12 protein-coding genes and 1 tRNA gene are annotated in these 15,204 nt (G+C 65.1%); 12 read left to right on the forward strand and 1 reads right to left on the reverse strand.

The annotated features are described in order from the left end of the window. Positions 1 to 74: 74 nt before the first annotated feature. Genes ABQ137_RS13825 through ABQ137_RS13835 form a run of 3 tightly spaced genes read left to right on the forward strand, consistent with a single transcriptional unit; the run spans position 75 to position 5,409 of the window. Complete coding sequence (locus ABQ137_RS13825) at positions 75 to 2,261, forward strand: alpha-L-rhamnosidase-related protein (RefSeq protein WP_349782856.1); 2,187 nt, start codon at positions 75 to 77, stop codon at positions 2,259 to 2,261. Further along, a complete protein-coding gene (locus ABQ137_RS13830; RefSeq protein ID WP_349782857.1) occupies positions 2,258 to 3,736 on the forward strand; it encodes an MFS transporter in 1,479 nt (492 codons plus the stop codon). The genes ABQ137_RS13825 and ABQ137_RS13830 overlap by 4 nt, the downstream gene beginning before the upstream one ends. A gap of 11 nt (positions 3,737 to 3,747) precedes the next feature. Beyond that, positions 3,748 to 5,409, forward strand: a complete 1,662-nt coding sequence (locus tag ABQ137_RS13835; protein ID WP_349782982.1) for an alpha-amylase family glycosyl hydrolase — start codon at positions 3,748 to 3,750, stop codon at positions 5,407 to 5,409. Positions 5,410 to 5,543: 134 nt separating this feature from the next. Here the strand turns inward: ABQ137_RS13835 and ABQ137_RS13840 are convergent, their stop codons facing one another. After that, positions 5,544 to 6,665 (reverse strand): LacI family DNA-binding transcriptional regulator, encoded by a 1,122-nt coding sequence (locus tag ABQ137_RS13840; RefSeq protein WP_161961054.1) that lies wholly within the window; start codon positions 6,663 to 6,665, stop codon positions 5,544 to 5,546. A 325-nt stretch (positions 6,666 to 6,990) separates the two neighbouring features. On the opposite strand from ABQ137_RS13840, the gene thrS reads away from it, so the two are divergent. The 9 genes from thrS to ABQ137_RS13885 all read left to right on the forward strand — a co-directional run bounded on the left by thrS (position 6,991) and on the right by ABQ137_RS13885 (position 14,840). After that, positions 6,991 to 8,895: a threonine--tRNA ligase gene (gene thrS, locus ABQ137_RS13845; protein ID WP_046343264.1), complete on the forward strand. Its 1,905-nt coding sequence runs from the start codon at positions 6,991 to 6,993 to the stop codon at positions 8,893 to 8,895. 48 nt (positions 8,896 to 8,943) lie between these two features. Next, positions 8,944 to 9,486: a translation initiation factor IF-3 gene (gene infC / locus ABQ137_RS13850; RefSeq protein WP_080591364.1), complete on the forward strand. Its 543-nt coding sequence runs from the start codon at positions 8,944 to 8,946 to the stop codon at positions 9,484 to 9,486. A gap of 239 nt (positions 9,487 to 9,725) precedes the next feature. Beyond that, positions 9,726 to 9,923, forward strand: coding sequence for a 50S ribosomal protein L35 (gene rpmI / locus ABQ137_RS13855; RefSeq protein WP_002811096.1), 198 nt, complete (start codon positions 9,726 to 9,728; stop codon positions 9,921 to 9,923). A gap of 10 nt (positions 9,924 to 9,933) precedes the next feature. Then, the gene (gene rplT, locus ABQ137_RS13860; RefSeq protein ID WP_003484828.1) at positions 9,934 to 10,293 is read left to right on the forward strand and encodes a 50S ribosomal protein L20; all 360 of its coding nucleotides are present in this window, start codon (positions 9,934 to 9,936) and stop codon (positions 10,291 to 10,293) included. A 262-nt stretch (positions 10,294 to 10,555) separates the two neighbouring features. After that, positions 10,556 to 11,551, forward strand: a complete 996-nt coding sequence (gene pheS / locus ABQ137_RS13865) for a phenylalanine--tRNA ligase subunit alpha (RefSeq protein ID WP_016903312.1) — start codon at positions 10,556 to 10,558, stop codon at positions 11,549 to 11,551. A 115-nt stretch (positions 11,552 to 11,666) separates the two neighbouring features. Further along, on the forward strand, positions 11,667 to 14,045 hold the full coding sequence (gene pheT / locus ABQ137_RS13870) for a phenylalanine--tRNA ligase subunit beta (protein ID WP_349782859.1): 2,379 nt from the start codon (positions 11,667 to 11,669) through the stop codon (positions 14,043 to 14,045). Between the two features lie 21 nt (positions 14,046 to 14,066). Continuing rightward, positions 14,067 to 14,366, forward strand: a complete 300-nt coding sequence (locus tag ABQ137_RS13875) for an integration host factor subunit alpha (protein ID WP_002811076.1) — start codon at positions 14,067 to 14,069, stop codon at positions 14,364 to 14,366. Continuing rightward, positions 14,347 to 14,703 (forward strand): MerR family transcriptional regulator, encoded by a 357-nt coding sequence (locus ABQ137_RS13880; protein WP_005995911.1) that lies wholly within the window; start codon positions 14,347 to 14,349, stop codon positions 14,701 to 14,703. Before ABQ137_RS13875 ends, ABQ137_RS13880 begins: the two co-directional genes overlap by 20 nt. 60 nt (positions 14,704 to 14,763) lie before the next feature. Next, positions 14,764 to 14,840: transfer RNA gene (locus ABQ137_RS13885), tRNA-Pro, on the forward strand. Positions 14,841 to 15,204: the final 364 nt, after the last annotated feature.

Genomic DNA, 15,204 nt, shown 5'->3' on the forward strand with positions numbered 1-15,204 from the left:
CACGCCAGTGCCGCGCACTACAACGCGTGCAACGAGGGAGGGAGGCCGACGGTGCAAGCCGTCTGGCCGCTTCGATGCTGAAGATGATCTGCATGGCTGCAACGCTCGGCGTTGCGGCAAGCTCGCCGGTGTTGGCCGATGAGCTGGAGTTCCAGGGCCGCCATGCGCAAGCGCAGGCGCTCGAAGACGGCGGTTTCGTGTTGCGCTGGCCGCAGGGCGAGCGCCGCATCGGGCCGCAGCCGATGCGCACCCATACCGCCAGTCCGTTGTTTGACACCCTGTTCGCCATGGCGCAGCAGGAAATGGCCGACGACCGTGTCGAGGCGATTCGCGATCCGGCCTTCAACGACGGCAAGCCGGTGCCTTGCGCGTGTTTCGAAACCGGTGAGCGCTGGCCTTACGTGTGGACGCGCGATGTCAGCTTCGCCGCCGATCTGGCGTTGGCGCGGCTGGAGCCGGAGCGCACGCGCAATGCGCTGCGCTTCAAGCTGTCGGCGGCGCGCGATGGGCAGACGCCAGGGGTGTTTGTTGCGCAGGACACCGGCTCCGGTGGCAGCTGGCCGATCAGCAGCGACCGCGTGGTGTGGTTTCTTGCCGCGCGCGGCCTGCTGGATGACAAGGCGTTCGCTGAAGAGGTGTGGGAGGCGTTGCAGGCCACCCTCGCGCAGGATCGTGACGCGGTCTTCGATGCGCAGATCGGCCTCTACCGCGGCGAAACCTCGTTTCTGGATTGGCGCGAGCAGACCTACCCGGAGTGGACGCGCCAGGATGTGCGCTTCATTGCCGAGTCCTTCGCCCTGTCCACCAACGTGTTGCACTACCAGGCCCTGCGCCTGGCCGAGCAGCTGGCGCGCCAGCATGGCGATGCGCGTGCGTCCAGGTACGCCCAGTGGGCCGATGCGCTGCGTCAGGCCATCGCCACGCGCTTCTGGGATGCGCCCAGCAATCAGTATGTGAGCTATCTGGGCAATGCGGCGCATCCGGTGCGCTATGCCAAGGTCGATCTGCTCGGCGTGTCGCTTGGCGTGCTGGCCGAGGTGTTTCCGAAGGAGCGTGCACGTGCCGCGCTGCGCGGGTATCCGCTGGTTGCCGGCGGCAGCCCGGTGGTGTGGCCGCAGGACGCCGAACAGCCGATTTATCACAATCGCGCCGTCTGGCCCTTCGTCAGTGCGTACGCGCTACGCGCCGCACGCCAGCTGGACGACGCGCCGCGCATTGCGCTGGAGCTGCAGTCGTTGATGCGCGGCAGCGCGCTGGCTGGTTCCAACATGGAAAACTACGAGATGCAGAGCCTGGCGGTGCATGTGGAGGAGGGGCCCCGCAGTGGCCCGGTGGTGAATTCGCCGCGCCAGTTGTGGTCGGTTGCCGGCTATCTCTCCGCGGTGCTGGAAGGCGTGTTCGGCATTGGTGCCGATGGCAGCGTGACGCCGAAACTGCCGCGTACGTTGGTGCCGTTGTTGTTTGGCGATCGCCAGCAGATCGTGCTTGAACAGGGCGCCCGACGCTATGTGCTGCAGCGGCCGACGGCGAGTGCGGGTGAGTTGCTGGTGGCGGGGAAGGTCGAGCAACAAGGCCAGACCACGTTGGTGCATCTGATCGGTCGCAAGGCCGATACCACCGCCCCGCCGCAGCCAGGCCAGGTGTTCGCACCCAGCACGCCGGAGGCGCCCGTCGCACAACGGCAGGGCGACGGCCACCGCATCGTGATTCCAGCTGGGACGACGCTGTACATGGATGGGCATGCGCTGGACGCCACGCGGCACTTAGACCTGCGCGAGGACGGCCGGCTGCACGTGCTCAGCCTGACCCGCCGCGCCGATGGCCTGGAGTCGCTCCACAGTCCCGCGTTGACGCTCGGCCCGTTGCAGGAAGTCCCGGGCAGCGAGGCCTGGGTTTGGACTGCCACGCGCGCGGGCCAGCATCGCGTATCGCTGCGTTATCGCAACCCCAACGGGCCGATCAATACCGGCGTCACTGCGGCGGTCAAGCGGCTGCTGCTGGAATGCCCGGGGCAGGCGACGCAGTCGCAGGTCGTGGTGATGCCGCATAGCGTGGGCGAGCAGCTGTCCACGCAGGTCAGCTTCACTGTGGTAGACGGGCAGCAGTGCAGGTTCCGGCTGGAAAACGGCTTCAACATGAGCGCGCTCGCGCATTTTGCGCAGTACAACGGCGGCCGCGGTGGTCGCGATGGCGTGGTCAACACCGCGCAGGTGAGCGCGCTGCTGGTCGGCCCCGCAGCGAGCACGGAGGCTGCGCAATGACCGCCAAGCCACGCCTGAGTTTCTGGCAGATCTGGAACATGTGTTTCGGCTTTCTCGGTATCCAGTTCGGCTTCGCGCTGCAGAACGCCAACGCCAGCCGCATCTTTCAGACCCTGGGGGCGCAGGTCGACGATGTGCCCGGTCTGTGGATCGCCGCACCGCTCACCGGTCTGATCGTGCAGCCCATCATCGGCTACCTGTCCGACCGCACCTGGACGCCATGGGGGCGCCGACGTCCGTATTTCATGGTCGGCGCGGTATTCACCACACTGGCCTTGCTGGTGATGCCCAACGCGCCGATGCTGTGGATTGCCGCCGGCACGTTGTGGGTGCTGGATGCATCGATCAACATCTCGATGGAGCCATTCCGCGCCCTGGTCGGCGATCAACTGCCACCGGCGCAGCGGCCCACCGGCTATGCGATGCAGAGCTTCTTCATCGGGGTTGGCGCGATTGTGGCGAGTTTCCTGCCCTGGTTGCTCACGCATTGGGGCGTGGCCAATACCGCGCCGCCGGGGCAGTTGCCCGACAGCGTGCGCTACGCCTTCTACCTCGGTGCCGCGGTGCTGTTCCTGTCGATCAGCTGGACGGTGCTGCGCACGCGCGAATACAGCCCGCAGCAGCTTGCCGGTTTTGACGATGCGCATCCGTCGGTAGCGGCTGCAGCGATCGCCGGCACCTTGCCGCCGCAACGTGCAAGTGTGCTGTGGTGCGGCATCGGTGTGCTGCTCGCCGCTGCGATCGCCTGGCAGCACGGCGACCGCATGCTCTATGTGCTGGCCGGCCTGTGCATCGCCTACGGTGTGCTGCTTGCGTTGGCGCGCGTGTTGCCATCGACCGGCATGCTGGTGGCGATCGTGCAGGACGTGCGCAGCATGCCGCTGACGATGCGACGCCTGGCCTGGGTGCAGTTCTTCTCCTGGTTCGCGCTGTTTGCGATGTGGATCTACACCACCGCCGCAGTCACCCAGGTGCACTTCGGTGCCAAGGACACGGCATCGGCGGCCTACAACGAAGGTGCGAACTGGGTAGGCGTGTTGTTTGGCGCCTACAACGGATTTGCGGCGTTGGCGGCATTGGTCATTCCACTGCTGGTGCGTGCGATAGGCCTGCGCTGGAGTCATCTGTGCAACCTGTGGCTGGGTGCGGCCGGGCTGTTGTCGATGCTGGTGATCCGCGACCCGCAGTGGCTGCTGCTGTCGATGCTGGGTGTCGGCTTTGCCTGGGCCTCGATCCTGTCGCTGCCCTATGCCTTGCTGTCCGACAGCGTGCCCGCCGCCAAGATGGGCGTGTACATGGGCATCTTCAATTTTTTCATCGTGATTCCGCAGCTGGTCGCAGCCAGCGCACTGGGCTTCGTGCTGCGCGTCTGGCTGGGCGGTCAGCCAATCCATGCGCTGGCCATCGGTGGCGCCAGTTTGCTCATTGCCGGTGTGTGCGTGGTGCGGGTTCCAATGGCCTCGGGAGGGCAGTGATGCGGCATGTGATGATGGCTGGATTGATCGTATCTGCAGGAGCGGCGAGCGCGGCGGCTGCACCCGGCGATTACTACGGCACGCTGGAGCCGTTCGCTGCCGACGCGGTGTATTTCGTGGTGACCGACCGTTTCGTCAATGGCGACCCCGGCAACGACCAGCGCGACCAGGGCGGTGCGCATCGCACGTTCGATGTGCCGACGCCTTGCGCAGATGGAGTCGGCGACAACATCGGTTACCTGGGGGGCGACTTCAAGGGCATCGTCGAACATGCCGACTACATCCGCGACATGGGCTTTGGCGCGGTATGGATCACGCCGATTGTCGACAATCCGGATGAGGCCTTCACCGGCGGCAAGCCGATCAGCTGCGGCAGTACGCTCAGCGACCACGGCAAGACCGGCTATCACGGCTACTGGGGCGTGAATTTCTACAAGCTCGACGAGCATCTGCCCAGTCCGGGCCTGGACTTTGCCGGCTTCACCCGCGCCATGCATGCCAACCGCTTGAAGATAGTGCTGGATATCGTGGGCAATCACGGCTCGCCGGCCTACAGCATGCCGGTGGCGCAGCCGGGCTTCGGCAAGCTGTACGACGCCGATGGCCGCCTGGTCGCCGATCACCAGAATCTGCCACCGGCGCAGCTGGATCCGCAGCACGTTCCGCTGCACGCGTTCTACAACACCGGCGGCGGCCTGGCCGAGCTGTCCGATCTCAACGAAAACAATCCCGCCGTGCTCGATTATCTGGCCGGCGCGTATCTGCAGTGGATGGAGCAGGGCGCCGACGCGTTCCGTATCGACACCATCGGCTGGATGCCCGACCGTTTCTGGCATGCCTTCGTTGCGCGCATCCGCGAAAAACGTCCGGGGTTCTTCATGTTCGGCGAAGCCTTCGATTACGACGCCAGCAAGATTGCCGGGCATACCTGGGCGCGCAATGCCGGCGTCAGCGTGCTGGATTTCCCGTTGAAGCAGCAGCTGTCCGCTGTCTTCGGCCATGAGCAGGCCGGGTTCGAGAAGCTTGCCGCGCCGCTGTTTCTGCGTCGGGGGCCATATGCCAACCCGTACGAGCTGATGAGCTTCTACGACAATCACGACATGGCGCGCCTGGATGCCAGCGACACCGGCTTCATCGACGCGCACAACTGGCTGTTTACCGCGCGCGGCATCCCGGTGATCTATTACGGCTCGGAGACCGGCTTCATGCGCGGGCGCGCCGAACATGCAGGCAACCGCAATTACTTCGGTGCCGAGCGCATCCGCACTGCACCGCACAGCCCGATTTTCGGCCCGTTGCAGCAGATCGCGCGGCTGCGTCGCGATACCCCGGCATTGCAACGCGGCGTGCAGGTGGATGTGCTGCTACGCGGGGATCACGCGGCATTTTTGCGGGTCTATCAGCATGCGGGCGCCAGCCAGACGGCGTTGGTGCTGCTCAACAAGGGCGATGCGGCGGCGAACATCGAGGTGGCGCGTTTTCTGCAGCCCGGCACCTGGCGCGACGCGATGAGTGGCGAGCAGGTGCCGGTGCAGCGTCGGCTGCTGGCGCCGGTGCCCGCGCATGGGGTGCGGGTGCTGCTGTCGGACGCGCCGATCACCGACCCGGCCTTGCGCAGGCAGCTCGACGCGCAGATGGCCGAGCAAGCCGCGCGCGATGCCCGCAACAGGTAGGAGCGCACCCGGGCGCGATGGGGTATTGCCGGGAACGCCACGTCGCGCCCGGGTGCGCTCCTACGAGGCGTCAATGGCTGCGGCCGACCCCGCGCAGCCCGCCACGTATGCTCCAACGATTCCCGACTCCCGATTCAACGCCTGACAGCCCCATCAGCCGCCCGGCCAAGCACCGCCTCGCCGGTCTCCGCGCCGGACGGTCTCCAGCCCAACGGTGGCTGCAGCCCACTGCTGCGCGAGGAATCACGCAGCGCCAGCCTCACCGGAATCGTGCGGCTCTGCGCCGCTTCGCCGCGGATCAGCGCCACCAGGCTTTCCACCAGGAGCGTGCCGGCCTGCTTGGTGTCCTGCTGCACCGTCGACAGCGCCGGTGCCACCGACGCCGCCAATGCGATATCGTCGAAGCCGCTCACCGCCACATCCTGCGGCACCCGCAGGCCGCGCTCGCGCAAGGCGCGCATTGCGCCGATCGCAATCAGGTCGCTGGCCGCGCACACCGCATCGAATGCCTTGCCGCTGTCGAGCAGCGCCAGGCACGCGGCATGGCCGGACGACTCGGTGGTGATCGCGTCGAACTGCAGCGCGCGATCGGCCACCAAGCCCTGCTGCTTCAGCGCAGCCACGTAGCCGCGGTAGCGCTCTTCGAACTCGGGATAGTGGTTGGACGCGTGGCCGAGAAAGGCGATGCGGCGGCAGCCCTGCGCCAGCAGATGCTCGGTGATATCCAGCCCGCCCTGGTAATTGTCGCTGCCGATCGAGATGCCCGGCTGCCCCGGCAGCGCCGCGCCCCAGCGCACGAAGTGAGTTCCCTGTTCGACCAGCAACTGCAGCCGCTGGCGCGACTGCTGATAATCGCCGTAGCCGAGCAGGATGATGCCGTCGGCCTTGTTGCTGTCTTCGTAATCGGCCTGCCAGTCCTTGGACAGCTGCTGGAACGACACCAGCAGGTCGTAACCCTGCAGCGCGCAGGCGCGGGTGATCGAGCCCAGCATCGAATGGAAGAACGGGTTGATCAGCGAATCGTCGGCGGTGGGGTCTTCGAAGAACAGCAGTGCCAGCGTGCCGGCATTGCGCAGCCGCAGCGACGAGGCGTTCTTGTCGACCTTGTAGTTCAATTCCTTGGCGATGCGCAGGATTCGCTTGCGGGTCTCTTCGTTGACCATCGGGCTGCCGCGCAGCGCGCGCGACACGGTCGGCTGCGACACGCCGGCCAGGTAGGCGATATCCAGCGAGGTGGCTTTACCCTTGATGGTCATGGTCGGCACTGGCAGCACAGGTGGCCGGCATCATGCCACGCGCCCGCCGGCCCCGTGCCGGCATGCGCAACAGCGGGCTGATTGGTTTACCATTCGCTTCCAAGACCCCTTGCGAGAAGGTGGCCCGCGCCCCGCGCCGGCCCAGCGTGCGACATGAGCACTACCACCGCCCACCGCTGATTCCGGCCGCGCCAGTCCGCAGGGCGCCCGCGCCGCGTTCTTTCCGTCCCACCTCTCGCCATACCCTTATCCGAGCCTGTCCCGCAACGGGCAGATCTCCCTTGCAGCCGCCGCGCTGCAGCCAGCACAGACCTCATCCTTGCCCATGATCAACATCACGCTCCCCGACGGCAGCCGCCGCGAATTCGAATCCCCCGTCTCGGTGATGCAGGTCGCCCAGTCGATCGGTGCCGGCCTGGCCAAGGCCACCATCGCCGGCCAGGTCGACGGCCAGCTGGTCGATGCCAGCGACGTCATCGACCACGATGCCAGCCTGCGCATCATCACCGCCAAGGACGCCGAAGGCGTGGAGATCATCCGCCACTCCTGCGCGCATCTGGTCGGGCATGCGGTCAAGCAGCTGTACCCGGAGGTCAAGATGGTGATCGGCCCGGTCATCGCCGAAGGCTTCTACTACGACATCTACAGCGAACGCCCGTTCACGCCGGACGACATGGCCGCGATCGAGCAGCGCATGCAGGAATTGATCGCGCAGGACTACGACGTGATCAAGAAGGTCACCCCGCGCGCCGAGGTGATCGAGGTGTTCGCCCAGCGCGGCGAGGAGTACAAGCTGCGCCTGATCGAGGACATGTCCGACGACATCACCGCGATGGGCCTGTACTACCACCAGGAATACGTGGACATGTGCCGCGGCCCGCACGTGCCCAATACGCGCTTCCTCAAGGCCTTCAAACTGACCCGTATTTCCGGCGCCTACTGGCGCGGCGATGCCAAGAACGAGCAGCTGCAGCGCATCTACGGCACCGCCTGGGCCGACAAGAAGCAGCTGGACGCCTACATCCTGCGCATGGAAGAAGCCGACAAGCGCGACCATCGCCGCATCGGCAAGCAGCAGGACCTGTTCCATCTGCAGGAAGAGGCGCCGGGCCTGGTGTTCTGGCATCCCAAGGGCTGGTCGCTGTGGCAGGTGGTCGAGCAGTACATGCGCAAGGTCTATCGCGACAGCGGCTACGGCGAAGTGCGCTGCCCGCAGATCCTGGACGTGTCGCTGTGGCAGAAATCCGGCCACTGGGACAACTACCAGGACGCGATGTTCTTCACCGAGTCGGAGAAGCGCACCTATGCGGTCAAGCCGATGAATTGCCCGGGTCACGTGCAGGTGTTCAACCAGGGCCTGCACAGCTACCGCGACCTGCCGATCCGCTACGGCGAGTTCGGCGCCTGCCACCGCAACGAGCCCTCCGGCGCGCTGCACGGCATCCTGCGCGTGCGCGGCTTCACCCAGGACGACGGGCATGTGTTCTGCCTGGAATCGCAGATCGAAGCCGAAGTCACCGCGTTCCATCAGCAGGCACTGGCGGTCTACACCGCGTTCGGCTTTGAGGACATCGAGATCAAGATCGCGCTGCGTCCGGAAAAGCGCCTTGGCGACGACGTCACCTGGGACAAGGCCGAAGCCGCGCTGCGCAGCGCGCTGGGCGTCTGCGGCGTGGAGTGGCAGGAGCTGCCGGGCGAAGGCGCCTTCTACGGCCCCAAGATCGAGTACCACCTCAAGGACGCGATCGGCCGTACCTGGCAGCTGGGCACCATGCAGGTCGATTTCATGATGCCGGGCCGCCTCGGCGCCGAGTACGTGGACGAGCACAGCCAGAAGAAGCATCCGGTCATGCTGCACCGGGCGATCGTCGGCTCGATGGAGCGTTTCATCGGCATCTTGATCGAACACCACGCCGGCGCCTTCCCCGCCTGGCTCGCCCCGGTCCAGGTCGTTGTCGCAAATATCACCGACGCCCAGGCAGACTATGTCGACTCGGTTCGGAAAACCCTTGCAAATCAAGGCTTCCGTGTGAGCGCCGATTTGCGTAACGAGAAGATCGGATATAAGATTCGCGAGCATACGCTGCAACGCGTGCCTTATCTGCTCGTCGTCGGTGACCGCGAGAAGGAAAACGGCGCCGTCGCCGTGCGGACACGCTCGGGAGAGGACCTCGGGACCATGACGGTCTCGGCCTTCATCGAACGTCTGCAGGCAGAGCAGGCAGCGTGAGCCAACCCCGGCCGGTCTGGATGATCCGGATGCGCCGGTTCGATTCCCCTGGGAGATTGCAATATCAGTACCCCTGACAACAAACAGAACCGCAAGAACCAAGAAATCCGTGTGCCGCGCGTCCGCGTGATCGGCAGTGACGGTGAGATGGTCGGCGTGTTGTCGCGCGACGAAGCGCTCGCCAAGGCCGAGGAAGAAGGCCTGGATCTGGTTGAAATCCAGCCGCAGGCCGATCCGCCGGTCTGCAAGATCATGGATTTCGGCAAGTTCAAGTTCGAGCAGCAGAAAAAGGCCAACGAGGCCAAGAAGAAGACCAAGCAGGTCGAGATCAAGGAGCTCAAGTTCCGTCCGGTCACCGACGAGGGCGACTACCAGATCAAGCTGCGCAACATGCGCCGCTTCCTGGAAGAGGGCGACAAGGTCAAGGTCAATATCCGCTTCCGTGGCCGTGAAATGAGCCACCAGGAGCTGGGGCGCGAAATGGCGTCCCGGATCGAGGCCGACCTGGGCGACGACATCGTCATCGAGTCGCGTCCGCGCCTGGAAGGGCGCCAGATGGTCATGATGATCGCGCCGAAGAAGAAGATCTGATCCCGCGCCAGGGTGGGCCCGACGGGCCCGTCCTGGCCGGCGACAGCATCCATTTGCAAGAATCCCCGGCAACGGGCATACTGCGCGGCCCGGTTTTGCCGGGGCGCCGCGCAAGCGGTACAGGACCTGTCCGGATCGTGTTCGATCAAGGACTTACAAGCAGGCAAGGGCAAGGATGGAAAGCGTGGTCGCAAGACTGCCGCCCGGGTCAGTGACAAAACACCATCAAGGACATTGCAATGCCCAAGATCAAGACCAACCGGGCGGCGGCCAAGCGTTTCCGCAAGACCGCCTCCGGCAAGTACAAGTGCGGCCACGCAAACCGTAGCCATATCCTCACGAAGAAAGCGACCAAGCGGAAGCGCAACCTGCGGCAGACGAACCACGTCCGTGCCGAGGATGCTGGCCGTCTCGATCGTATGCTTCCCTACCTCTGAGGACTGACCCATGGCACGAGTAAAGCGTGGCGTACAGGCGCGTCGCCGCCACAAGAAAATTCTGACCCTGGCGAAGGGTTACTACAACGCTCGCCGTAAGGTCTTCCGCGTTGCCAAGCAGGCAGTCATCAAGGCGCAGCAGTACGCCTACATTGGCCGCAAGCAGAAGAAGCGTAACTTCCGTTCGTTGTGGATCACCCGCATCAATGCGGCTGCCCGCATCAACGGCTTGAGCTATAGCCGTTTCATGAATGGCCTGCTCAAGGCTGGCATCACCCTGGACCGCAAGGTGCTGGCTGATATCGCCGTGCACGACGCCGCCGGCTTTGCCGCGCTGGCGGAGAAGGCCAAGGGCGCGCTGGCGGCATAGGTGCGAGTCCCTCGCAAGAGCCCGCACATCCATGTGCGGACTTTTGGAGGGGTAGTTTCTCGAGGGAGCTTGCGCATTCGTGTGCAGGCCTCCGGCGAGGGCAAGCAGATATGCAGGGGGAAGGGCGCGAGTCCTTCCCCTTTTGCGTTTTTAGATGGCCGGCATTGCTGACTGGATGCCGGGCTAGACCAGATTTGAGTGGCAATGCGTTCCGGTGCATCCGGAAACACCGTTCGGTAGACGCAGTTGAGGCGCGAGTGCAATGAGTGAGATTCAATCCCTGACCGAGCGTGCGCTGGCCGATGTCGCCGCCGCGCAGACGCCGGACCAACTGGAAGCCTTGCGCGTCGCATTGCTCGGCAAGAGCGGCAGCATCACCGCCCAGCTCAAGCAGCTCGGCACGCTGCCGGCCGATCAGCGAAAGGCCGCTGGCGAAGCGATCAACCTGTCGCGCGATGCGCTGACCGCGGCGTTGTCCGAGCGCAAGCACACGCTGGAAAACGCCGCGCTGGATGCACGTCTGGCCGGGGAGCGGATCGATGTCACCTTGCCGGGGCGTCGCAGCGAACGCGGTGGATTGCACCCGGTTACGCGCACGCTCGAGCGCATCGTCGAGATCTTTGCGCGCCTGGGCTATGAGTTGTCCGATGGTCCGGAGATCGAGGACGACTGGCACAACTTCGAAGCCCTGAACTTTCCGCCGCACCATCCGGCGCGCGCAATGCACGACACGTTCTATTTCGGCGATGGCCGCCTGTTGCGCACCCATACCTCCGGCGTGCAGGTGCGCTACATGGATGCGCACAAACCGCCGCTGCGCATGATCGCGGCCGGCAAGGTGTACCGCTCCGATTCGGACCAGACCCATTCGCCGATGTTCCATCAGGTCGAAGGCCTGCTGGTCGACGAGCACTCCAACTTCGCCGATCTCAAGGGCACCTTGTCCGAGTTCGTGCGGGCGTTCTTCGAGCGCGATTTCGAGATGCGCTTCCGCCCCAGCTATTTCCCGTTCGTGGAACCGGGCGCGGAAGTGGACATCGCCTGGCAGCAGCCGGACGGCAGCACCCGCTGGCTGGAAGTGCTCGGCTGCGGCATGGTGCACCCCAACGTGCTGCGCAGCGTCGGCATCGACCCGGAGCGCTACACCGGCTTCGCGTTCGGCCTGGGCGTGGAGCGCTTTGCGATGCTGCGCTACGGCGTCAACGACCTGCGCGCATTCTTCGAAAACGACGTGCGTTTTCTCAGGCAGTTCGCCTGACGGCGGGGATTGGGGATTCGGGATTGGGGATTCGCAACGGCGCCCCGGTCCGCCCCAGACTCCGTCGACGCGTTTTAGCTAATCCCCAATCCCGAATCCCCAATCCCGGCTCCTCATGAAATTCTCTGAAAATTGGCTGCGCAGCCACGTTCCCATCCAGGCGAGCCGCGACGAGCTTGCCGCGACGCTGACGGCGATCGGTCTGGAGGTCGAAGAGGTCACGCCACTGGGCGAGGCGCTGGGGCAGGTGGTGGTGGCGCGTATCGTCGAGGCGGTGCGTCATCCGGAAGCCGATCGTCTGCAGGTCTGCAGTGTCGACGCAGGGCAGGGCGAGTTGCTGCAGATCGTGTGTGGCGCGCCCAATGCGCGTGCCGGTCTGGTAGCACCGCTGGCGCTGGTCGGTGCGCAGATCGGCGCGCTCACCATCACTGCGGCCAAGCTGCGCGGGGTGGCGTCCAACGGCATGCTGTGCTCGGCCAAGGAGCTGGGGCTGGACAGCGATGCGTCCGGCCTGTTCGAGCTGCCCGACGATGCGCCGGTGGGTCAGGCGCTGGCCGAGTATCTGGGGCTGCCCGATGCCAGCATCGAGATCAAGCTGACGCCCAATCGCGCCGACTGCTTCAGCGTGCGCGGCATCGCCTTCGATGTGGCGGCCGCCTGCGCCAGCACAGTGGTGGCCTTTGAAGCCGGTGCGGTGGCGCCGGTGTCCACGCACACGCTGGCGGTGGAATTGCATGCCGGCAACGCTGCGCCGCGCTATTGCGGACGGGTGATCGAAGGTATCGACCCGGCCGCAACAACGCCGGTGTGGCTGGCCGAGCGGCTGCGTCGCAGCGGCGTGCGTCCGGTCTCGCTGCTGGTGGACATCACCCAGTACGTGATGCTGGAACTTGGCCAGCCGATGCATGCGTTCGATCTGGACACCCTGCAAGGTCCGATCGGCGTGCGCCATTCGCGCAGCGGCGAGCAGCTGGCATTGCTGGACGGGCGTCAGGTCACGCTGGACGACAGCTTCCTGACCATCACCGATGCCGACCGCCCGGTCGCATTGGCCGGCCTGATGGGCGGCCTGGATACCCGCGTCACCGACACCACGCGTAACGTGTTCCTGGAGTCGGCGTACTTCGATCCTGCGGCGATCATGGGGCGTGGCCGCAAGTTCGGTCTGCATACCGATGCCGGTCATCGCTTCGAGCGTGGTGTGGATCCGGCATTGCCGCCACAGGCGATCGAAGTGGCGACGCGGCTGGTGCTGGAACTGGCCGGTGGTACGCCGGGCCCGGTGGTGCATGCGCAATTGCCGGAGCATCTGCCGCAGCCGGCGCGCATCCTGCTGCGGCGTGCGCGGATTGCGCGCGTGCTCGGTATCCAGATCGACGATGCCGAGGTCGTGCGCATTCTGGGTGCGCTTGGCATGCAGCTGGAGGCGGTTGCCGAAGGCTGGCAGGTGATGGCGCCGAGCCGTCGCTTCGATATCGCCATCGAAGAGGATCTGATCGAGGAACTGGCGCGTATCCATGGGTACGATCGCGTGCCAACCACGCTGCCGGGCGGCGCAAGCCGGATTGCGATGCCGAGCGAAACCCAGCTCGATGAGCTCAGCGTGCGGCGCCAGCTGGTGGCGCGCGAGCTGCAGGAAACCATCAATTACGCCTTCGTCGACGCCACCTTGCTGGAGCGCTGGCAGCTGACCGACGGCCTGGTGCCGTTGGCCAATCCGCTCAGCGCCGAGCTGGCGATCATGCGTCCGCGCCTGTTACCGGGCCTGGTGGCGACGCTGGGCCGCAATGCCGCCCGCCAGGCCGGGCGGGTGCGCCTGTTCGAGCTGGGCAAGGTGTTCGCGGCCGCGTCCGATGCCGGCGCCGCCCCGCAGGAGTCGCAGCATGTCGCCGCGGCCGTGTGCGGCGATGCCCTGGCGCTGCAGTGGGGCGAGCCCGCGCGCAAGGTGGACTTCCACGATCTGAAGGGCGACCTGATGGCGCTGGCCGCGGCCAGTGGCGCGGTGCTGGAGTTCCAGCCCTCTGCCCAGCCCTTCGGGCATCCGGGGCGCTCGGCCGACATCCATCGCGATGGCGTGTGCATCGGCTGGATCGGGCAGGTGCATCCGCGCCTGGCCAAGGCATTGGACATCGACGTGGATGTGATCGCGTTCGAACTGCAGCTGACGGCGTTGGTCAAGCGTGCGCTGCCGCGTGCCGGCGAGCTGTCGCGGTTCCCCTCGGTGCGTCGCGATCTGGCCTTCCTGGTGCCGGAAGAGGTGAGCTGGGCGGCGCTGTCGAGCAGCGTGCGCACCACCGTCGGGCCGTTGTTGCGCGAGGTGCAGCTGTTCGACCGCTACATCGGGCAGGGGGTCGAGCCAGGTTTCAAGAGTCTGGCTATGGGCTTGATTTTGCAGGATAACTCGCGCACTCTCACCGACCGGGACGTCGACGCAGTCGTTGCCGATGTGGTGGCCGTGATCGAGCGCGAACACCGCGCCCGGATCCGGAGTTGAGGCGGTAACCAGGGGATTGGCATGGCATTGACGAAAGCGGAGATGGCCGAACGTCTGTTCGACGAGGTCGGTCTGAACAAGCGCGAGGCAAAGGAATTTGTCGACGCGTTCTTCGATGTGCTGCGCGATGCGCTGGAGCAGGGCCGTCAGGTGAAGTTGTCCGGTTTCGGCAACTTCGATCTGCGGCGCAAGAATCAACGGCCCGGTCGCAATCCCAAGACCGGCGAGGAAATTCCGATCTCGGCCCGCACGGTGGTGACCTTCCGTCCGGGCCAGAAGCTCAAGGAGCGGGTGGAGGCTTATGCTGGATCCGGGCAGTAATCGCGAACTACCGCCAATCCCGGCCAAGCGCTACTTCACCATCGGCGAAGTCAGCGAGCTGTGCGACGTCAAGCCGCATGTGCTGCGCTATTGGGAAACCGAGTTTCCGAGCCTGGAACCGGTCAAGCGGCGCGGCAACCGGCGCTACTACCAGCGCCACGACGTGCTGATGGTGCGCCAGATCCGTGGCCTGCTGTACGAGCAGGGTTACACCATCGGCGGCGCACGCCTGCGTCTTGAAGGCGATGGCGCCAAGAGCGAGTCGGCGCTGAGCAACCAGATCATCAAACAGGTGCGCATGGAGCTGGAAGAGGTTCTGCAACTGCTGCGCCGCTAGGAAAACGTTTCACAAAGCCGCTATAATCGCAGGCCGCCCTCGCGGCGGACGCAACATCTTCGGGGTATAGCGCAGCCTGGTAGCGCACTAGTCTGGGGGACTAGTGGTCGTCGGTTCGAATCCGGCTACCCCGACCAAACACGGAGCCCATGTCTTCACGGACATGGGCTTTTTTGTTGCGCCGCACAATGCGATCGGCGGTCTGTCATGCGCCTGACACGATATGTCCATCGGCATACTGCACAGCAGCATGAAATGCCTGGCCGAGCCCGTTTGGTTGCGGTTCTGTTCGCTATGGACCTGGGTCACGCAATGTCGCTAAGTCCCCGAAAATGCTCCAAATCATTGGCGGCGGATTTGTACTTGGATCACGTTTTGTTAACGCCGCAACGACGAACTTGAATCAATAGGCCAACGCCGTCAAAAAAATGGCGAGCAGCGTCTTGCGATGCGTTGGTTCTATGCCATAGTGCACTGCAACACGTCACACCTGTCGTGATC

The organism is Xanthomonas sp. WHRI 8393 (assembly GCF_040203315.1).
Lineage (GTDB): Bacteria > Pseudomonadota > Gammaproteobacteria > Xanthomonadales > Xanthomonadaceae > Xanthomonas > Xanthomonas arboricola.